Source organism: Balneatrix alpica DSM 16621 (genome assembly GCF_000619885.1).
Taxonomy (GTDB): domain Bacteria; phylum Pseudomonadota; class Gammaproteobacteria; order Pseudomonadales; family Balneatricaceae; genus Balneatrix; species Balneatrix alpica.
The window spans coordinates 1-3,404 of the sequence record NZ_JHUZ01000004.1 but is presented as its reverse complement, the minus strand read 5'-3'; the positions used below and the strand labels follow the sequence as shown (position 1 = coordinate 3,404).

The window sequence follows — 3,404 nt, the reverse complement described above, 5'->3', positions numbered from 1 at the left end:
GGGGCTATAGCTCAGCTGGGAGAGCGCCTGCTTTGCACGCAGGAGGTCAGCGGTTCGATCCCGCTTAGCTCCACCAAATCCTCAGTCATGTTGTCTGCCTAAGCGAAAACGCTTAAGCCAGAAGACATCACTGAGTGTTTGAAAACAACACTCCATGCTCTTTAAAAATTTGGATCTTCTTCAAAGTAGTTGAATGTAATAAACGACATCTCAAGCGTTTATTCGGCATAACGTTGATACCAGGTCACTCGGTTATATGGCCAAGTGACTAAGCGTACACGGTGGATGCCTTGGCAGTCAGAGGCGATGAAGGACGTGGTAGCCTGCGAAAAGGCTCGGGGAGGTGGCAAACGACCTTTGATCCGGGCATGTCCGAATGGGGAAACCCACCTGATTTATCAGGTATCCCTTACTGAATACATAGGTAAGGCGAAGCGAACCGGGAGAACTGAAACATCTAAGTAACCCGAGGAAAAGAAATCAACCGAGATTCCCCAAGTAGTGGCGAGCGAACGGGGACCAGCCCTTAAGCACTTTGAGTTTTAACAGAAGCGTCTGGAAAGTCGCGCCATAGTGGGTGATAGCCCCGTATGTGAAAAGGCTCTTAGTGTGAAATCGAGTAGGACGGGACACGTGTAATCCTGTCTGAATATGGGGGGACCATCCTCCAAGGCTAAATACTCCTGACTGACCGATAGCGAACCAGTACCGTGAGGGAAAGGCGAAAAGAACCCCGGAGAGGGGAGTGAAATAGACCCTGAAACCGTGTACGTACAAGCAGTGGGAGCCCTTCGGGGTGACTGCGTACCTTTTGTATAATGGGTCAGCGACTTATTGTTAGTGGCAAGCTTAACCGAATAGGGGAGGCGTAGGGAAACCGAGTCTTAATAGGGCGTCCAGTCGCTAGCAGTAGACCCGAAACCGAGCGATCTATCCATGGGCAGGTTGAAGGTGCAGTAACATGCACTGGAGGACCGAACCGACTCCCGTTGTAAAGGTAGCGGATGACCTGTGGATCGGAGTGAAAGGCTAATCAAGCTCGGAGATAGCTGGTTCTCCTCGAAAGCTATTTAGGTAGCGCCTCGGACGAATACTACTGGGGGTAGAGCACTGTTTCGGCTAGGGGGTCATCCCGACTTACCAACCCGATGCAAACTCCGAATACCAGTAAGTACTATCCGGGAGACACACGGCGGGTGCTAACGTCCGTCGTGAAAAGGGAAACAACCCAGACCGCCAGCTAAGGTCCCAAAGTTCTAGTTAAGTGGGAAACGATGTGGGAAGGCTCAGACAGCTAGGAGGTTGGCTTAGAAGCAGCCACCCTTTAAAGAAAGCGTAATAGCTCACTAGTCGAGTCGGCCTGCGCGGAAGATATAACGGGGCTAAAACTAGACACCGAAGCTGCGGGTGCATCTTAGGATGCGCGGTAGAGGAGCGTTCTGTAAGTCTGTGAAGGTGAGTTGTAAAGCTTGCTGGAGATATCAGAAGTGCGAATGCTGACATGAGTAACGTTAAAGGGAGTGAAAAGCTCCCTCGCCGAAAGACCAAGGGTTCCTGTCCAACGTTAATCGGGGCAGGGTGAGTCGACCCCTAAGGCGAGGCCGAAAGGCGTAGTCGATGGGAAGCAGGTTAATATTCCTGCACCTGTGTTTACTGCGATGGGGGGACGGAGAAGGCTAGGCCAGCAAGGCGTTGGTTGTCCTTGTTTAAGGTCGTAGGCTGAGACGGTAGGCAAATCCGCTGTCTTAAAGCTGAGAACTGATGACGAGTCTGCTTGCAGACGAAGTGGTTGATGCCATGCTTCCAGGAAAAGCCTCTAAGCTTCAGGTAAACACAGATCGTACCCCAAACCGACACTGGTGGTCGGGTAGAGAATACCAAGGCGCTTGAGAGAACTCGGGTGAAGGAACTAGGCAAAATGGCACCGTAACTTCGGGAGAAGGTGCGCCGGCATGCCGTGAAAGCCCTCGCGGCTGGAGCGGAAACCGGTCGAAGATACCAGGCCGCTGCGACTGTTTATCAAAAACACAGCACTCTGCAAACACGAAAGTGGACGTATAGGGTGTGACGCCTGCCCGGTGCCGGAAGGTTAATTGATGGGGTTAGCGCAAGCGAAGCTCTTGATCGAAGCCCCGGTAAACGGCGGCCGTAACTATAACGGTCCTAAGGTAGCGAAATTCCTTGTCGGGTAAGTTCCGACCTGCACGAATGGCGTAACGATGGCGGCACTGTCTCCACCCGAGACTCAGTGAAATTGAAATCGCTGTGAAGATGCAGCGTATCCGCGGCTAGACGGAAAGACCCCGTGAACCTTTACTATAGCTTCACACTGGACTTTGATGCTGCTTGTGTAGGATAGGTGGGAGGCTTTGAAGCGAGGACGCCAGTTCTCGTGGAGCCAACCTTGAAATACCACCCTGGCATCATTGAGGTTCTAACTCAGGTCCGTTATCCGGATCGAGGACAGTGTGTGGTGGGTAGTTTGACTGGGGCGGTCTCCTCCCAAAGAGTAACGGAGGAGCGCGAAGGTACCCTCAGGCTGGTCGGAAATCAGCCAATGAGTGCAAGCGTAGAAGGGTGCTTAACTGCGAGACAGACACGTCGAGCAGGTACGAAAGTAGGTGCTAGTGATCCGGTGGTTCTGTATGGAAGGGCCATCGCTCAACGGATAAAAGGTACTCCGGGGATAACAGGCTGATACCGCCCAAGAGTTCACATCGACGGCGGTGTTTGGCACCTCGATGTCGGCTCATCACATCCTGGGGCTGAAGCCGGTCCCAAGGGTATGGCTGTTCGCCATTTAAAGTGGTACGCGAGCTGGGTTCAGAACGTCGTGAGACAGTTCGGTCCCTATCTGCCGTGGACGTTGGAGACTTGAGAAGAGCTGCTCCTAGTACGAGAGGACCGGAGTGGACGAACCTCTGGTGTTCGGGTTGTGATGCCAATCGCATTGCCCGGTAGCTATGTTCGGACGGGATAACCGCTGAAAGCATCTAAGCGGGAAGCCCCCTTCAAGATGAGGTCTCCCTGAGGACTTGATCCTCCTGTAGGGCCCTTAAAGACCATGAGGTTGATAGGCTGGGTGTGTAAGCGTTGTGAGGCGTTGAGCTAACCAGTACTAATTGCCCGTGTGGCTTGGCCATATAACCCAGTGATCTGGGACACGTTGACGAATGAACGTGAGATGTTGTGATGACGACAACGAACTGAAGACGATCCAGAATTTAGGTAAACCTGCGGTCACAGCGTGACATAAGACAGAGAGACCTGAACCGAATTGCTTGGCGACCATAGCGAGTTGGAACCACCTGATTCCATCCCGAACTCAGAAGTGAAACGACTCAGCGCCGATGGTAGTGTGGGGTTTCCCCATGTGAGAGTAGGTCATCGCCAAGCGCCTAATA

Annotated in this window: 1 tRNA gene and 2 rRNA genes; all 3 read left to right on the top strand. The window is 52.7% G+C overall.

The window, feature by feature from the left end:
• The 3 genes from Q334_RS0100420 (at position 1) to rrf (ending at position 3,396) form a co-directional block, all read left to right on the top strand.
• Positions 1-76: transfer RNA gene (locus Q334_RS0100420), tRNA-Ala, on the top strand.
• Between the two features lie 182 nt (positions 77-258).
• Positions 259-3,143 (top strand): 23S ribosomal RNA (locus Q334_RS0100415).
• 137 nt (positions 3,144-3,280) lie between these two features.
• Positions 3,281-3,396, top strand: a 5S ribosomal RNA gene (rrf, locus tag Q334_RS0100410).
• Positions 3,397-3,404: the final 8 nt, after the last annotated feature.